The sequence below is a fragment of the Actinoplanes siamensis genome (assembly GCF_016862395.1).
GTDB classification, from domain to species: Bacteria; Actinomycetota; Actinomycetes; order Mycobacteriales; family Micromonosporaceae; genus Actinoplanes; species Actinoplanes siamensis.
The window spans coordinates 318895-334495 of record NZ_BOMW01000006.1; the positions used below are offsets into that span (position 1 = coordinate 318895).

13 protein-coding genes, 1 tRNA gene and 2 pseudogenes are annotated in these 15601 nt (G+C 66.6%); 8 read left to right on the forward strand and 8 right to left on the reverse strand.

What is annotated here, in order from left to right; all coding sequences use genetic code 11:
* Nucleotides 1-33: 33 nt before the first annotated feature.
* Nucleotides 34-105, forward strand: a tRNA-Arg gene (locus tag Asi03nite_RS03195).
* Between the two features lie 243 nt (nucleotides 106-348).
* On the opposite strand, the gene Asi03nite_RS03200 is transcribed toward Asi03nite_RS03195, so the two are convergent.
* Nucleotides 349-738, reverse strand: a complete 390-nt coding sequence (locus Asi03nite_RS03200; protein ID WP_203676838.1) for a hypothetical protein — start codon at nucleotides 736-738, stop codon at nucleotides 349-351.
* A 900-nt stretch (nucleotides 739-1638) separates the two neighbouring features.
* Between Asi03nite_RS03200 and Asi03nite_RS38845 the strand changes: the two are divergent.
* Nucleotides 1639-1923, forward strand: a pseudogene (locus Asi03nite_RS38845) (transposase); the annotation flags it as partial.
* 96 nt (nucleotides 1924-2019) lie between these two features.
* Here Asi03nite_RS38845 and Asi03nite_RS38850 read toward each other — a convergent pair.
* From Asi03nite_RS38850 to Asi03nite_RS03230, 6 genes and pseudogenes are all read right to left on the reverse strand, one after another.
* Nucleotides 2020-2229, reverse strand: a pseudogene (locus tag Asi03nite_RS38850) (histidine phosphatase family protein); the annotation flags it as partial.
* A gap of 290 nt (nucleotides 2230-2519) precedes the next feature.
* Nucleotides 2520-3089 (reverse strand): thiamine pyrophosphate-dependent enzyme, encoded by a 570-nt coding sequence (locus Asi03nite_RS03210; protein WP_203676840.1) that lies wholly within the window; start codon nucleotides 3087-3089, stop codon nucleotides 2520-2522.
* Complete coding sequence (locus Asi03nite_RS03215) at nucleotides 3086-3589, reverse strand: thiamine pyrophosphate-binding protein (protein ID WP_203676841.1); 504 nt, start codon at nucleotides 3587-3589, stop codon at nucleotides 3086-3088. The genes Asi03nite_RS03210 and Asi03nite_RS03215 overlap by 4 nt, the downstream gene beginning before the upstream one ends.
* Nucleotides 3590-3597: 8 nt before the next feature.
* The gene (locus Asi03nite_RS03220) at nucleotides 3598-4749 is read right to left on the reverse strand and encodes a glycine amidinotransferase (RefSeq protein ID WP_275409308.1); all 1152 of its coding nucleotides are present in this window, start codon (nucleotides 4747-4749) and stop codon (nucleotides 3598-3600) included.
* A 30-nt stretch (nucleotides 4750-4779) separates the two neighbouring features.
* The gene (locus Asi03nite_RS03225) at nucleotides 4780-6117 is read right to left on the reverse strand and encodes a DUF6002 family protein (protein ID WP_203676842.1); all 1338 of its coding nucleotides are present in this window, start codon (nucleotides 6115-6117) and stop codon (nucleotides 4780-4782) included.
* Nucleotides 6118-6155: 38 nt separating this feature from the next.
* A complete protein-coding gene (locus Asi03nite_RS03230) occupies nucleotides 6156-7142 on the reverse strand; it encodes a methyltransferase (protein WP_203676843.1) in 987 nt (328 codons plus the stop codon).
* Nucleotides 7143-7985: 843 nt separating this feature from the next.
* On the opposite strand from Asi03nite_RS03230, the gene Asi03nite_RS03235 reads away from it, so the two are divergent.
* On the forward strand, nucleotides 7986-9146 hold the full coding sequence (locus tag Asi03nite_RS03235; RefSeq protein WP_203676903.1) for a glycine amidinotransferase: 1161 nt from the start codon (nucleotides 7986-7988) through the stop codon (nucleotides 9144-9146).
* 8 nt (nucleotides 9147-9154) lie between these two features.
* Here Asi03nite_RS03235 and dpgD read toward each other — a convergent pair whose 3' ends face one another.
* Nucleotides 9155-9952, reverse strand: a complete 798-nt coding sequence (gene dpgD / locus Asi03nite_RS03240) for an enoyl-CoA-hydratase DpgD (protein WP_203676844.1) — start codon at nucleotides 9950-9952, stop codon at nucleotides 9155-9157.
* Nucleotides 9953-10010: 58 nt separating this feature from the next.
* Here dpgD and dpgA point away from each other — a divergent pair, with 58 nt between their 5' ends.
* From dpgA to Asi03nite_RS03265, 5 genes are read left to right on the forward strand one after another with little or no spacing between them, the layout of a single operon-like run.
* The gene (gene dpgA / locus Asi03nite_RS03245) at nucleotides 10011-11072 is read left to right on the forward strand and encodes a 3,5-dihydroxyphenylacetyl-CoA synthase DpgA (protein ID WP_239102352.1); all 1062 of its coding nucleotides are present in this window, start codon (nucleotides 10011-10013) and stop codon (nucleotides 11070-11072) included.
* A gap of 19 nt (nucleotides 11073-11091) precedes the next feature.
* Entirely contained in the window at nucleotides 11092-11790 is a 699-nt protein-coding gene (gene dpgB / locus Asi03nite_RS03250; RefSeq protein WP_203676846.1) for an enoyl-CoA-hydratase DpgB, read from the forward strand.
* The gene (gene dpgC, locus Asi03nite_RS03255; protein ID WP_203676847.1) at nucleotides 11787-13127 is read left to right on the forward strand and encodes a (3,5-dihydroxyphenyl)acetyl-CoA 1,2-dioxygenase DpgC; all 1341 of its coding nucleotides are present in this window, start codon (nucleotides 11787-11789) and stop codon (nucleotides 13125-13127) included. The genes dpgB and dpgC overlap by 4 nt, the downstream gene beginning before the upstream one ends.
* Complete coding sequence (locus tag Asi03nite_RS03260) at nucleotides 13100-14404, forward strand: aminotransferase-like domain-containing protein (RefSeq protein ID WP_239102332.1); 1305 nt, start codon at nucleotides 13100-13102, stop codon at nucleotides 14402-14404. The genes dpgC and Asi03nite_RS03260 overlap by 28 nt, the downstream gene beginning before the upstream one ends.
* Nucleotides 14401-15585: a cytochrome P450 gene (locus Asi03nite_RS03265; protein WP_203676848.1), complete on the forward strand. Its 1185-nt coding sequence runs from the start codon at nucleotides 14401-14403 to the stop codon at nucleotides 15583-15585. Before Asi03nite_RS03260 ends, Asi03nite_RS03265 begins: the two co-directional genes overlap by 4 nt.
* Nucleotides 15586-15601: the final 16 nt, after the last annotated feature.

A 15601-nucleotide genomic window follows, 5' to 3' on the forward strand; every position in this document is an offset into this window, starting at 1 on the left:
CGTCAGGAGCCTGCTAGGCTTCTGAACCACTGGGCCCCCGTAGCTCAGGGGATAGAGCGTCGCCCTCCGGAGGCGAAAGCGCAGGTTCGAATCCTGCCGGGGGCACAAAAGTTCGCCAGGACTTTTGGGCCACCAAACAGCACAAACGCTGTTGGTGGCCCAATTCGTATGTCCGGCTGCGTCCGGCCGTCAACGGCTTTCTACGACAGTCCGTACCGAGGACGTACTGAAGGCCACAGGTAAGCTCACTCCTTCCCGCGCGGCAGCCCCGTGGCCCTAGTTCAGGTGAGGACTACCGCGCGGGCGGCGTGAGAGACACAGCCAAGCCCTGGAACACGACGTACGGCTCTAGCTGTCCTCGGACGGATCGTCGAGAAGTTGCGCCGCCACCGAAGTCGGCATGATGGTCGACCAGATGACCTCGCCAGGACCGGGCTGTATACCTGGAACTCCCGACGGCTCAGGCAGCCAACTGTCATGATCGATGCCAGGGATAGCGTTGATGATGATCGCGAACACCCTAGGGTCGGCAATGTTTTCAGTGCCGATAACCAGATAAGTCTCTTGACCGTTCGCACGCGTCCAAGCCGTGACCTTGTAATGCTCGAACTCGGCTTGATATGGCTGGCCGCTCCGAAGCGATCGAGTGATCAAACCGCGAACGATCCTGCGAATGTCCGCTTCCCACTCGTATGCCAGCTCAAGTTTTAGGCGGGTCCAGTCCCAGTCCGCCGGCATCCATCTGACCGAATCTCCACCAGCGCGCTCCCAAGCCGCCGTGAGGGCGGCGTAGAAGTCACTGGGATCACCGTCGCGCCGGTATCCGCCAGCACCAAGCCACCAAGGCGCCTGACGGACCAGGGGGTCCGCGTCAGCACCATCGGCTTGTGGCAAACGAGTTGCCGCACCTCGCCAGCGGCCAGTCTTGACCTTGAATCAGATGCGGTCCTTGATCGACAAAATCCGATCCACACCGCCGGCCGCGTGCGTTTCGGGCAGTCGTTGCACCTCGCTGATTAGCGGATGGCCAATCTTGTAAAGAGGTTCATTGAATGGAGGGATTGACAATCCAAGGTCAACCATGCCAGTTCGCGTAGGACGGACGGATATGGCCTCACCGCTCATTGGGCGAGCTTAGAGAACCAACCCGTCCGTATCCAGATGCCGCTACTCGCTGGCCGCAGGCATGCCACCGTAATCTTGCAGCCGATCGGTTGGCACGTCAGCGAGCAGCGAAATCGCAGACGCGGACGAGCCGTCTAGCTGACTGAGAGCTGCGCGAACACCTTCGTTGATCTCGCTGCGGTGACTCTCGATGTACTCACGAACGGCGAGCTCGACAACATCCTTCTTCGCCTTGCCCAGGAAGTGAGCAGCGTGGGAGATGAGCTGGTCGGTTCCAACATCAACCTTGATGGGAGCGGACGTAGCGGCCATGTGCGGCCCCCTTTCAGGGCTCACGGTACCGGAGTACCAAAGTACCCTTCAACACCATGCTTCATCGGAGCCAACGATACCGAGCTTAGAGAGATCAGCAAGGCGCGGGCCAAGGTCCGGGCCCGGGTCTGGGACCTGCTCGCCCGCCGCCCGGCCGGGTTTCCGTGGCTGACGGTCGCCGGGAAACTGCCGACCGGGTGGGTGATCATCGACCTGGACGCCACCCTCATCACCGCTCACTCGCCCAAACAGGGCGCCGCCGCCACCTTTGAACGCGGGTTCGGGTTCCACCCACTCGGCGGTTGGTGCGCGAACACCGGCGAGAGCCTCGCCACGCTGCTGCGTCCGGGCAACGCCGGCTCGAACACCGTCGCTGATCACATCCAGGTCCTCGCCGACGCGATCGGCCAGCTGCCCGTCGCGTATCGGCGCAAGATCCTGATCCGCATCGACGGCGCCGGCGCCACCCGCGACCTGTTCCAACACCTCGAGCAGATGAACCGGCTGTGGCGCAGAAGCCTTTTTTGCCCAGCGGCCTTCGGCATCGCCGGGATCAGGTACTCGCAGATCGTGTTCCGTGGTGACAGGCGGGTACAGAACCTCGGCGATGATCTGACCCGTTTGGGCGGCGCGCATGGTGGGACTCGTGTGGACGGCGGTCACGCCGCCGGTCGCCAGCCGCCGCGCGATGGTGGCCACTTGATGGCGACCCGTGGACGTGAGACCGGTGCGGGGAGGTCCGGTTCGGTGGCTGCCCAGTTCAGGGCGGCGGTGACCCGATTCCTCGGGCACGGTTCAGGTCATGCTGATGACCAGCCGTAGCGTCGGCGGTCCGGATCGGGGGACCGTCCGGGAGTCATGATTGCCTGGATGTTCGCGCCGAGTCCGACGCTTTCCTAAGTACCGAGCATCGATCGGTGCGCCCTTGACGCTGGTGGTGGTTTCGGTCAGGCGGTCGCTGTCGAACAGTTCGTGTACCGAGCAGGCACCGCTGCGCGCCAGCAGCCGCGCGAGCTGTCGGCGATATCGGGTGGTCGCCCGGAATGGGCGGGGCGCCGCCCGGAACAGGCGGCGCCCCGCATTCAGCGCTGCGTGGCGAGATGTGCGGCGAAGCGGGACTGGTACCACGCGAGCTCGCCCTCCACCCGTGGCGGCGGCCCGCTCCCCTCCCGTTCGGTCAGCGAGCAGTGCACGAATGTGGGCGTCCTGCACGTGATCAGCTTGCTGCGCAACAGCTCCTGGAACTTGGTCAGGTCGTCGACCTGCCAGACGTCGGCGTACCCGCTGGCTTCGGCGAGCGCGCTGAAGCTGACTCGCCGCGACGGAACGCTCTGGCCTCCGGTGGACTCGTAGAGACCGTCGTCGAGGACGAGATGGAAAAGCGGGAGGTCAGCGAACGTGCCGGCGGTGAGAAGGCAGCCGGGGTTCATGGCCAGGGCACCGTCGCCGTCGACGACGACGGTGCGCCGCCCCGACGACAACGCGATGCCGGTGCCGATGGACGCCGCGAGGCCCATGCTGCCGGTCATGTAGAAGTGATTCGGCCGGTCCGCGACGTGCCTGGCGATGCGGCTGCTGTAGCCGGTGGTGAAGATGACGGGCTCGTCGGAGGTGGCCTCGATGACGGTGCGGATGGCTTGCGTCTTGTTCATGCCTGCCACCCGAAGAGGTTGGGGGGAACGAGCAGGGCCGCGGCCCGGCGGCCTCCGATGACCTCGGTGGCAGCCCAGTCGGCCTGCGCCGGGAGATTGTCCTCGTCCAGCGTGGCCGTCGGTATCCCGGCCTCGGCGAGCAGCGGTTCGGTCAGACGGCCCATGACGATGTTCTCCGTGGTGGAATCGGGAGCTACCCCGCGCATACTGATGATCATCAACATCGGGATCTGATACGGCACGACGAGCGAGGCGATGGCGTTCACCGACTGCCCGAGCCCGGAGTTCTGCATCAGTACGACGGGACGGTGACCCGCCATGGCGGAGCCGGCGGCGACACCGATGGCGTTGTCCTCCCGGGACACGGTCCACAGGTTGGCGGCTGCCTCGAGCCGCCTGTAAAGCGGCGCCAGGATGCCGCACGGTGTACCGAAGAATGGTGCGAAGTTCCGCTCCAGAAGCGCGCCGGACAGGGTGGACGCGCAATCGAGGACGGCCACGGGATCTCCTAGGTGAGATAGTTCTCGGCGCCGCCGGTCCGGACGGTATCGAGCGTGAAGCAATGGAAGCCGCCACCGAAAAGGCGACGATGCCGGTGGCGCACCGGTACCACCGTGAATTTCTTGTCTTCCAGCAGCCGGATGAGCGTCTTGCAGGCATCGTTCACCAGGACCGTGTTCTCGTCGACCGAGAGCAGATTCAGGTCGATGTACGGGCTGGCGGGAATGGGATCGTCGTTGTCGTACTGCGGGTAATCACTGACGTCGGGAACCGGGGAGACGATCAGGTCCCACGAGCGCAGCTGTTCCGGCAGGAAGTCGAGCACACGCTCGGACCGGATCAGCAGCGTGCCGGGGCGCAGCGGGATGACCACGCTGTCGATGTGGCTCTGGGTCAGCTTGTGCATACGGTGAACGCGGAACCGTCCGGCCAGATGCCGTTCCAGCCAATCGCAGGCGAGCGCATGGTTGGCGTTGGAGATGTTGACGATGAGATCGCGGCCGAGTCGGAGGCAGTTCGCTCCGTCGATCATGATTTCCGGACCGACGTCGTACGGCGACGGCTGCGGATTCACCGGCACTTCGATGTTCGGCGCCGCGTTCGTGACGTTCTCCGGGTCGAACGAGGCGTCGGTCATCATCGGCCGGGGCATCGTCGTCCAGCGCGCGCCCTGCCGGAAGTAGTCCATGAAAATCGGCTTGAGGAACTGGGTCTCGAAGTACCGGGCTCGCAGGGTCGGCGGTGTCTCAATGATCTCGTCGCCGAGGATGAGCGTGTTGTCCCGCACGTTCAGCGGCGGCGTGATCGGCGCCGACCACGCCGGCGTCGACATGGTGGCGGGCTCCGGATCCAAGGGCATCGGGCGCAGCACCTTCACCGAGAGCGACTCCAGCGTGGCCGCGATGCCCTCGACATCCTCGATCAGCTCGTCCAGGAAGCGCTTTTTCATCGCGAGCCGGCGCGGCTCGTTCCGGTCGGCGCGGGAGGCGGCGTCGTGCCAGTCGGTGATGCTCGGGTAATACCCTTTGGCGCCGGTCAGGTTGTCGCTGATGAACATGTCGAACGAGAGGTCGTGGAGCCGCTCGGCATAGTTCGCCGCTGAGCCGAGGACAACCTCCTTGAGCGGCGAGAAGTCGTCATAACTGTTCAGGTGTGCCAATGGAGGGCCTTCCTCGTGGGGCGACGGGGGTCAGATCGCGGTAGCGCTGAGCACCACATTCGTGAGCGAGTCGTCGTCGGCGCGAACCTCGTGCATGTCTCGGAGGGTCACCCCGTCGAAGTCGCCGACGGAGTAGCAGCCGGAGCCGTGCACGACGATGTCGTTCTCCGGCACCAGGCCGCGGTCGATGCCGTTCAGGAGCCCGGTGACTGCCATGATCAGCGACCATTCGCGGACCGCTGTGGGATTCGTCGGCACACGTACGCCGGCGGCGCCCAGCAGTGATCGCACCAACCCGTAACGTTCGAGGCACTCGGCGAGCGAGACGACCACTCCGCCGCCGCCCTGACTGTTGATCAGTGAGTTCATCCGCGGTGAGGTGACCGGATTTCTGGTGTAGAAGGTGGGATCCAGCGTCTCTCGCGGGTCGAAGGTCACCGCCGGAAAGTGTGGATCGGCATGCTGAACGTAGCGGCCCGACTCCTCCTCGTAGGAGTAGTCCGGTCGATGACCTTCGTCGAAGTCGCCATCGTGGTAGAGGCTGATCACCATGTCCGGCGCACCGAGGTGCTGGACCAGGAAGTATCGGGAGGGCAGACCGGCGCCACCGAACCGCTCCCGGCCGTACGCGTGTCCGAGCAGGCCGTAGGCGCTCGACACGGAATGCACGTGCAGCCTCGGCTCGTCGTCGGCGGGCGCGAAGAACTCCGATTCGGCCAGCGACCGCACCACGTCCGCGGCGAGATAGTTCTCGAGCTGGAGGGTGTACCAGATGTTGGTCTTCGCGTCCCGCTCCAGTGCCCGTCCATCGTTGTCCATCATTCGACGGGCGATCGACTTGACGTCTCCGGCGACCTCACCGCGGTACACCGCGATCGGATTGCGCCGGGCCAGGTGCGAGTCGGTGAGCAGCTCCGACGACCTGATCTTGTGCACTGAGGCGGCCGGCACCACGACGACCACGTTCAGCTGATCCGCGCTGACCAGGCCGGTGTTTATCGCCCGCAGGACCGCGTCCCGCATGGCGACCGCCTTGTTGGCGGATGACGGCGTGACGATGGTCACCCGCTCGCCGGTGCGCTGAATGTATCGGACCGCACGCGCCACGATGGTGAGCGAGGCGAACGTCTTGGTCGTCATCGTGCCGGGATTGCGCGTGAGGTCGAGCAGCGTCAGCTTCTTGCCGCGATATTCGCCCATCCGGGTGTGCCTCAGCTCGGAGGCGGACAGGTATTCACGCACCGCCGGCGTGAGCTCGGGCAGCTCGGCGCCGGGCGCGAACTCGTCGGGTCCATGGCTTCCTGACAGTTCTCGCAGCGCTTCCTGAACCTGTGGGTAGTAATGTGCCAGAGCGCTCTCGATGAGCATGTGGATCGACCTTTCGACGATTCCGCGCTGGTGGTGTGCTATTTCGTGCCCATGCTGAGGCCGTGCTCGAAGGGCAGATCGCGGACGGTCGTCACGTCGCGGAATCCCGCCTGCCCGAGCCAGCGTTCGTAGTCGCTAGCCGGATACGCCATGCCCTGCCCGCTGGCCAGCACGTTGAAGTAGAGGCCGAGACGTGCCGAGAAGATCCCGCTGGTCTCGTCGTCCGACACGTTGTAGCCGTAGAGGAACACACGGCCGCCGGCCGGGAGCACGTCGTACGCCTTCCGCAACATCGCCAGGATCTGGTCGCCGGAGAAGATCTCCAGCACGTGGCTGAAGAGAACAGCGTCGGGACCGAGCGGGAATTCGTCGGTGAACATGTTGCCGGGCAACAGGTCGACGCGGTCGGCGAGGGACGTGGTCTTGCCACCGGCGAGCTTCGACACGCTGGGGATGTCGAAGACCGTCGACTTCAGTTCGGGATGGCGTGCGGCAAGCCGGATGGACGTCGTGCCGTCCCCGCCGCCGACGTCGAGCAGATGGCGGACGTCCGCGAACTCGGGCCGGTGGACGAGCGCGTCCACCGAGCGAAGGGTGAAGGCGCTCATCGCGCGGTGAAAGACCGCCTCGAGTTCGGGATTCCGGGAGAGCCGCTGGTAGAGAGTCGGCTCGTCGCCGGGATACGCGTCCAGCGCGGTGTTGGTGCCCGCCCGGAGAGCCTTGGTCATCTGCCCGAAAGCCGGGTAGTAGACCTCTTTCCAGCCGATGATGATGTGAGCCCAGCTGTCGTCGTCGTCCGACGCGAGAAGCTCCAGCGCGGTCGCGGAGTTGGCGTATCGGCCGTCCCGCCTGACGAGGAGGCCGGTCGCGCAGACCGCCTGCAGCAGCACCCGCAATTGATGGCGCGGCAGGTCGGTGAACTCCTGGATCTGATCGAACGTGGCCTCGTCGTGGTCGGCAAGAAATCGGAAGATCCGTAGCTCGGCCGACGTGGCCACCGCGTTGAACAACGCGGGGGCGTTCATCAAGAATAGAAAGCGGTCATAGACGGCATCGTCCTGGTCTGCGTCGCGCATTACCCCTACCGATTCCCTACTGAAGGCAGCAACAATCCTGGACAGGATCTGGAAAGGGGGACTCCCGGAACGGGAAACGCCAGCGGCGCCAGGATCATCATTGTTTGGGCCCCAACCGCCCGAGCGGGGCTGCGATAAACAGCGAAAGCCCCGTTAATCCCCCGTTAACACTCCGTTCGACCAACCGTACACATCGGCTTGGTTCATTGTGAACCGTTGCGGCGGCGAACGCTTGGAACTCTATCGCAGGGTCCTGGAGTGTCAATAAACATGAATGTGACCCATATCACAGTGCCGGTCATTGATACGGCAAACAATGATGCCTCGTCGGCGTGATTTCGCAGGTCGGCCGCATGGTCGCGGCGCACTGGACGGCAAGCGCGAGGATCGCTGAAAAGCGGCCGGTCTATCGCCTCCGCACCTGCTCTCACCAGCTAATATGCCGGCGGTCGCGACGGGCGCCGGGGCGACGGGCGCCGCTCGGGCCGGCTCGCCGCAGAGGGGACATCGCCACCCTCGAGATCTGGAAGAATGCTGACGGGATTGCACTGCCTCGCATGTCGCAGTCGCCGCGCTCAGACCGGTAATCGACGTTGCGCCAGGTCAGGGCGAACCGCATTAGCCATTCATAACCATTAATGTCTTACGGTCTTGACAGCGCACTTCGGGGTATGGTCAAGATGTAACGGCCTAACGGGGCAATCTTCGCGTTCATCCGCGTTTGCGATCGGAACGTTCCCGCAGTTCAGGGGCCCCGCCGGCAGGCCGTACGATGTGGCGACAGGGGAGTTTGTGCAGCTCAACAGTTATGATGAGTGGTCGGCGTTGAGGGAAGTCGTCGTCGGATCCGCCGAGAATTACGTGTCGCACGAGCGCGAGCTGTCATTCGACTTGTTCTTCCATGACAACATCCGTGAGAACCGGTCGTTTCGAACCGAGTGGTACTACCCTCGGTTGTCGGCCCGGGATGCCGCCGCACCACTACGCGACGCCGGACGAGTGCCGATCAAGCAGCGTTACATCGCCGAACTATGTGAAGATCTCGAGGGGATCGCCGAAGCGCTGGAGTCGCTGTCCGTGACGGTCCACCGGCCGGTGACCCTCGACCCGTCCACCGTCGAGGTGACGACGCCGGCCTGGTCGGCCACCGTGGTGCCGCCGCTCAACGTGCGGGACAACACGCTCATTCTCGGTGACGAGATCATCGAGACGCCGCCCATGATCCGCTCGCGATACTTCGAGACCCAGCTGCTGAAGCCGATCTTCGCGGAGTACTTCCGCCGCGGAGCGCGCTGGACCGTCATGCCGCGGCCGCTGATGACCGACGCCTCGTTCGACCTGTCCTACGTGCGGAGCGGCACGGCGGGCGGCCCCACCGAGCCGATCGAGGACGCGCAGCCCTCACCGTACGACGTGGGCTACGAGCTGATGTTCGACGGAGCCCAGTGCCTCCGGCTCGGCCGGGACATCGTCGCCAACATCTCCACGGCGAACCATGCGCTCGCCTGCGACTGGCTGGAACGTCACCTGGAGGGAAGGTTCCGCGTCCACCGGGTGCACCAGCTCAGCGACAGCCACATCGACAGCATGGTGCTGGCCCTGCGGCCAGGCATGCTGCTGGTGCGCTCGGCCGAGGTGATGGACCGGCTGCCCGAGCCGTTGCGGCGGTGGGACCACATCGTCGCCCCGGAGCCGGAGAGCGACAACTTTCCCCGGTACGACGACGACGATCTGATTCTCACCAGCCCGTTCATCGACCTCAACGTGCTGTCCGTCGATCCCGAAACGGTTCTTGTCAACGAGGCCTGCCCGGAGCTCGTGCGCACCTTGGAGCGTCACGGCTTCACCGTGGTGCCGGTCCGGCACCGTCACCGGCGGCTGTTCGGTGGCGGCTTCCACTGCTTCACGCTGGACACCGTCCGCGCCGGCGGCCCGGAAGACTACCTCGGCTGATGAACCGGTCAGCGAGCCTCCCAACGCGGCTGCCTCTTGTCGACGAAGGCGAGCGGGCCCTCGACGGCGTCCCGGCTGTGCATCCGTTGCTCCTCCGCCGGGAACCGAGTGGAGAAGGCGGTCTCCAGCGGCATGGTGACCGACTTCGTCGCGGCCTCCTTGATGGCCCGCACGGAGAGCGGAGCGCAGCGCAGAATGTCGGACACCCACCCGTCGACGCACGTGTCCAGCTCCGCGGCCGGAACCACCTCGTTGACCAGGCCCAGTTCGAAGGCGCGGCGGGCGGTCATCGGCCGGCCGGTGAGCAGGTGCCCCATCGCGGTGCGCCACGGCAGCTGCTTGCTCAGCCGGAAGACGCCGCCCGCGCCGGCCATGAGACCGAGTTTCGCCTCGGGCAGCGCGAAGGTGGCATCCTCCGACGCGACGATGATGTCGCAGGCGAGCGCGAGCTCGAACCCACCGCCCATCGCGTAGCCCCGAACCTTGGCGACCACCGGCTTGGTCAGATCGAACCGCTCGGTCAGCCGGGGCCAGCCGGGTTTGCCGCGGCTGCCGAAGGTGGCGGTGCCGGCGACACCGGCCCGCACGCGCTCCGCCAGCTCCTTCAAATCTTGGCCGACGGAGAACGCCTTGTCACCGGCGCCGGTCAGCACGGCAACCCAGACGTCATCGTCGGCCTGGACATCGTCCCAGACGCGGGCCAGCTCCTCGTGCATCCTCAGGTTCATCGCGTTGAGAACTTGTGGCCGGTCGAGAGTCACCACGGCGACGTGACCGTCCTTTGTGTAACGCACTACGTCCGACACGGCAGGAAGTCTAGCCGGAATCGACTTCGCGGGGAGGAACAAAACTGTGCCCTTGGCCATGCAGGAACGGGTTCACGCGCCTCGTATCAGGGGTGTCGGCACCGCGGTGCCGACGACCTCGTACAGCCAGCGTGAACTGCTCGACGAGTTCAAAATCACGGATCCACGAATCAGGTCCGTCTTCCTCAACAGCGCCATCGAAAGGCGGGGTCTGAGCCTGCCGCCGTTGGACGCCGACGGGATACGGCAAACCGAAAGCCAGGGCGCTCTGCTGCGCAAACACGTCACCAATGGCTTGGCCATGGGGCGGCGTGCCGCCGAGGCGTGCCTCGCGGACGCCGGCGCCACGCTGTCCGACGTCCGCTATCTCTGCTGTGTCTCGTCGACCGGATTCATCACGCCCGGCTTCTCCGCTCTGCTCATCAAGGAACTCGGTATCAGCGTGCACTGCTCACGCCTGGACGTGGTGGGCATGGGCTGCAACGCCGGGCTGAACGCCCTCACCGCGGTCTCGGGATGGGCCGCGTCGCGGCCTGGCGAGCTGGCCCTGATGATCTGCATCGAGGCCTGCTCGGCGGCGTACGTCTTCGACGGCACCATGCGTTCGTCGGTGGTCAACAGTCTCTTCGGCGACGGCGCGGCGGCGGTGGCCGTCATGTCGGGCGGTGACGCGCCCGCCGGTCCCCGGTTGCTTCGCTTCGCGAGCTGCATCATTCCCGAGGCGGTCGACGCGATGCGTTACGACTGGGACGACGACCAGGGGAAGTTCAGTTTCTATCTCGATCAGGACGTCCCGTACGTGGTCGGCGCGCACGCCGGGCTCGCTCTGGAGAAACTGCTCGACGGAAGCCAGTTGCGCCGCACCGACATATCGCACTGGGTCATTCATTCCGGCGGTAAGAAGGTAGTCGATTCGGTACGGGCGAATCTGGGGCTCTCCCGGCACGACGTCCGGCACACGACCGGCGTTCTGCGGGACCACGGGAACCTGTCGAGCGGTTCCTTCCTCTTTTCCTACCAGCGTCTGCTGGCCGAGCGGCGGGCGGAACCCGGCGATTACGGCGTCCTCATGACGATGGGACCCGGCTCAACTATCGAAATGGCCCTGGTGGCCTGGTGACGGGAGGGGAAACGCCACTATGAGCGCGAATCTCGATCTGACGGATGTGTCCAACGGGCTCGGAATCATGCTGGCCGTCGATGGGACGCGACCGCTCCCCGAACTCACCGCTTCGGTGAACGCGGTCTGCGACGAAGTCGAGAGGCGCGACGGGCGGACCGTGGTGGTGCTGCAGTTCGACGGCGGGCACGTGCAGGGACCAGGATGGCCGGGTGAGGTGACCATCCGCGACGTCAACCGGTGGGAGCGGGCGGTCCGCCGGCTGGAGCGGCTGCCGGCGGCGAACGTCGCCGTCGCCAGTGGCCCGTGCGGCGGTCCCGCGTTGGACCTCCTGCTGGCGGCCGACTTCCGCATCGGCACGCCTGACCTGGTGCTGGTGTTGCCGGTGAACGACGGGCATTTCTGGCCCGGCATGTCGGTGTACCGGCTGGTGCAGAACCTCGGCGTGGCGCGGGCCCGGCAGATCGTGATCTGGGGCATGGACATCTCCGTGACGAAGGCCTCCGAACTCGGCCTGGTCGACCAGGTGAGCGAGGATCTCGACCACGCCGTGCAGACCGCGGTGGTCCTGATGGGGCGGGTGTCCGACAAGGAGCTCGCGGTTCGCCGGCAGCTGCTGCTCGAAGCGTCCGCCGCCGAGTACGACGACGCTCTGGGCGTGCACCTGGCCGCCTGCGACCGGGAACTGCGGCGGCTGACCGTCGCGGCCGAATCGTGACCGCGGTGGTGGCGGGGGACGCGACCGCCCTCCGCTTCACCGGCGCGCTGGCGGAGGACACCCGGACACTGGCGGACTTCTGCCGTGCCGGCGACGACACGCTGGCCGTGCTGCCCCCGAAATCGGAACGCGACTCGGCGGAGCAGCGCATCGCCGAGGGGATGCTGGACGCGTGCCGCAGGGCTCGCCGGGAATTCCTCGCCCAGCACGTGGACGTCGTGTACGACACACTCACCGACGGCCGGACCAGTCGCCTGCGGCTGCCCGAGCTGGTGTCCGCCGCGGCCGAACGGTACCCGGGTCTGACACCGTCCGACGTTCAGATGGCCGACGAGCAGCGGCGACGGCAGGCGGACCGCGAAGGCCGGGAGATCGACCAGGGCATCTTCTGCTCGGCGGTGCTCGGTTCGGTCACCGCCGGGACGCACCTGATCGACACGATGCTCACCCCCACTCGGCGGGCGCGTCAGCTGCTCGCCGAATTCCGGCACACCGGCGTGACCGACCTCGGCACGGTGCTGATCGAGCGCCGGAACGGGGCGGCGGAGCTGACCTTCCGCAACGCGCACTGCCTCAACGCCGAGGACGCCCGGCTGATCAGTGATCTGGAGACGGCGGTCGACCTGGCCCTGCTCGACGATCAGGTACGCGTCGGCGTGCTGCGCGGCGGCGAGGTGGAGCACCCCCGGTACCGGGGCCGGCGGGTGTTCAGCGCCGGCATCAACCTCAAGGAGCTGCGCAACGGCGCCATCCCGTTCGTCGAGTTCCTGATGGGCCGGGAACTGGGCTACGTACACAAGCTGTTCCGGGGTCTGGTCGTGGACCCCGCGGCGCGTACCTGGGCGGATCGCGCGGTTGCGAAACCGTGGGTCGGCGCCGTGGACTCGTTCGCGATCGGCGGCGGCATGCAGCTGCTGCTCGTGCTGGACCGGGTCATCGCCGAGGAGGGCGCGTACATCAGCCTGCCGGCGGCCGAGGAGGGCATCGTGCCCGGGCTGGGCAACCTCCGGCTCACCCGGCTCACCGGGGCGCGGCTGGCCAGGCAGGTGATCCTCGGCGGGCGCAAGCTCGACGCGGCGACCCCGGAAGGGCGGCTGGTCTGCGACGAGGTCGTCGCGCCCGACCAGATGCGTGACGCCATCGACCGCGCCGTACGGGAACTGGGCGCGCCCGCCGTGGCCGCCAACCGGCGCATGCTCACGCTGGCGGAGGAGCCGCTGGAGGTGTTCCGGGAGTATCTGGCCGAGTTCGCCCGGGTCCAGCCGGTGCGGGCGTACAGCGACGACGTCCTGGCCAAGGTGGAACAGCGGTGGCAGCGGTCGGAGGCAAGGCGGTGAGCGGCGTGCTCGTCCGGGAGTCCCTGCATCCGTCGCTGTCCGATCCTCTGCTGGGCTCGCTCGGCTTCCTCAACGAGGTGATGAGCCGGTACCCGGACGCCATCTCGTTCGCGCCGGGCGCGCCGCACCCGAGTTACCTCGCCGACATCGACGCCCAGCGCTTCCTCGATCGCTTCCTGGACCATCTGCGCGCTGACGGCCGCAGCCCGGAGCAGGCATGGCGGATGCTCCACGAGTACGGACCGGCCCAGGGGCTCATCAACGACCTCGTGGGTGAGGCCCTGCACCGTGACCAGGGGATCAAAGCCGATCCGCGCGGGATCGTCATCACCGTGGGGGCGCAGGAGGCCATGCTGCTCGTGCTGCGGGCACTGTTCCGGTCCACCGGGGACGTGCTCGCCGTGGCGAACCCGTGCTTCGTCGGGATGACCGGGGCCGCCCGGTTGCTGGACATCACCCGGGTCGCGATAGGCGAGACCGAGTCCGGCATCGACCTCGAGGCGCTGGCGGCCGCCTGCCGAACGGCCCGGAAGGCCGGCGGACGGCTGCGGGCCTGCTACGTCGCACCGGACTTCTCGAATCCGGGCGGCAGCCGGATGACCGTGGCCGCCCGCCTAGAACTGCTGGCGCTGGCCGAACGCGAGGACTTCCACGTCCTGGAGGACGGTGCCTACGCGTTCACCGCGGCCACCGAACTGCCGACGCTCAAGGCGCTGGACACCGCGGGTCGAGTGATCCACATCGGCACGTTCGCCAAGGTGTGTTTCCCCGGCGCCCGGGTCGGCTATGTGGTCGCGGATCAGTCGGTGGGTGCGGGCGGCCGGCTCCTGGCCGAGGACTTGGCCATGATCAAGACGATGGTCACGGTCAACACGTCACCACTGTGCCAGGGCGTGATCGCGGGCATGCTGCTGGAGCACGGGCGGTCCTTGAGCGCGATCGCGAGACACAAGTCGGCGCTCTACCAGCGCAATCTGAGTCACCTCGTCCGGGCGCTGGACGCGAGCCTCGGCCCGGCCGGCTCCGGCCGGATCAGGTGGAACCGGCCCGAGGGCGGTTTCTTCGTGCGGATGCATCTGCCGGTTCCGGTGGACGAGGACCTGCTCGAGCGGTCCGCCGGCAAGTACGGCGTGCTCTGGACGCCCATGTCGCCGTTCTATCTCGACGGCGGCGGTGAGCGGCAGTTGCGGCTGTCGTGCAGCTATCTGGACATTGACGCGATCGATGCCGGAGTCCGGCGTCTCGCCGAGTTCCTGACGGAAGAAGTGGGGATATGACAACGGAACCGCTGCCCACGGCACGACCCACCCCGTTCGACCCGCCGGTCGAGCTGGCCGAGTACCGGGAACACGATCCGATCCGCCGGATGGTGTACCCGGACGGACACGTCGGGTGGCTGGTCACCAGCCACAGCCTGGCCCGCAAGATGCTGTCCGACCAGCGGTTCAGCGCCCGCTCCGAGTTCAAGCGGGCGCCGGTGGCCCGGCCGAGCGCCGACCCCTTCTTCGGCGCACCGGCGCTGCCCGGCTGGCTGGTCGACATGGACGCGCCCGAGCACACCCGGCTGCGGCTGCAACTGGCCGGGAAGTTCACCGCCAGGCGGATGAAGGACATGCGCCCGCTGCTGGAGCGGATCGTGGACGACCAGCTCACCGCGATGGCCGAGCACGGAAAGCCGGCCGACCTGGTGTCGTTGTTCGCGCTGCCCGTGCCGTCGCTGGCGATCTGCGAGCTGCTGGGCGTGCCCTACCGTGACCGGGCGGCGTTCCAGCGCAACAGCGCGACGCTGTTCAGCCTGGAGGCCAGCGCGGAGGAGGCCTCCAGGGCGATGGACGAGTTGTACGGGCTGATGCGCGAGCTCGCGAAGGAACGTGACGGCAACTCCGCCGGCCTGCTCAGCATGCTCGCGGCGGACGGCACGCTCGACGCCGAGGAGATCGCCGGCATCGGGGTGCTGCTGCTGACCGCCGGCCACGAGTCCACGGCGGGATCACTGGGTTTGAGCACGTTCACCCTGCTGTCGCACCCGGACCACCTCGAGCGGCTGCGGTCGGATCCCGGGTTGATCGACAACGCGGTGGAAGAGCTGCTCCGCTACCTGACGATCTTCCACTTCGGTGTCCCGCGCACTCCGCTGCAGGACGTGGAGTTCGAGGGTCACCTGCTGCGAGCGGGGGAATCCATCACGATCTCGTTGCCGGCGGCGAACCGTGATCCAAGCTGGTTCGCCGACCCGGACCGGTTGGACTTCGAGCGCAAGACCGCTGGGCACATGGCGTTCGGCTACGGGATCCATCAATGCCTGGGGCAGAATCTGGTACGCATGGAGATGCGGGTGGCGCTCCCGGCGATCTTCCGGCGTTTCCCCGGTCTGGCACTGGCCGTGCCGCCGGAGGAGGTGCCGTTGAAGACGAATGTCAGCGTCTACGGCGTTCACGAGCTGATGGTCACCTGGTGAGGGAGGGGAGTCGACT

Excerpts from the sequence above, each read along its gene's own strand:
- Asi03nite_RS03210 (WP_203676840.1), bottom strand. The coding sequence starts at position 3,089 with ATGAACAAGACGCAAGCCATCCGCACCGTCATCGAGGCCACCTCCGAC.
- Asi03nite_RS03225 (WP_203676842.1), bottom strand. The coding sequence starts at position 6,117 with ATGCTCATCGAGAGCGCTCTGGCACATTACTACCCACAGGTTCAGGAA.
- Asi03nite_RS03230 (WP_203676843.1), bottom strand. The coding sequence starts at position 7,142 with ATGAACGCCCCCGCGTTGTTCAACGCGGTGGCCACGTCGGCCGAGCTA.
- dpgA (WP_239102352.1), top strand. The coding sequence starts at position 10,011 with ATGCAGGAACGGGTTCACGCGCCTCGTATCAGGGGTGTCGGCACCGCG.
- dpgB (WP_203676846.1), top strand. The coding sequence starts at position 11,092 with ATGAGCGCGAATCTCGATCTGACGGATGTGTCCAACGGGCTCGGAATC.
- Asi03nite_RS03200 (WP_203676838.1), bottom strand. The coding sequence starts at position 738 with ATGCCGGCGGACTGGGACTGGACCCGCCTAAAACTTGAGCTGGCATAC.
- Asi03nite_RS03265 (WP_203676848.1), top strand. The coding sequence starts at position 14,401 with ATGACAACGGAACCGCTGCCCACGGCACGACCCACCCCGTTCGACCCG.